The 230-nt window shown below is 55.7% G+C and carries 1 pseudogene; it reads right to left on the bottom strand.

What is annotated here, in order from left to right:
- Positions 1–230 (bottom strand): annotated as a pseudogene (locus QP415_RS13175) (prephenate dehydratase); the annotation flags it as partial.

The raw sequence follows: 230 nt of genomic DNA, 5'->3' as shown, positions 1-230 counted from the left end.
ACGGCCACGACGGCACAACCGGGTAATCCGGAACGTCAACGCCATTTCCACCCTGAAGAATTGACGCCACCCATGCGCGACCCGCATGGAAATCCTCATCGCTGGTTCCACGCAGAACATGTGCTTTCATTCCGTCAACGCGCGGGTATGACCCCATAAAACGAACCTCGGGCGAATAGCGATGCAGACCAACAAGAGCGGCTTGAACACGTTCTTCGGAAATGTGTCCA

Origin of the sequence: Pauljensenia sp. UMB3104 (assembly GCF_030217285.1) — a bacterium.
GTDB lineage: Bacteria > Actinomycetota > Actinomycetes > Actinomycetales > Actinomycetaceae > Pauljensenia.
Note: the sequence above shows the minus strand (reverse complement) of the source record. Positions and strands in the feature narration are given on the sequence as shown.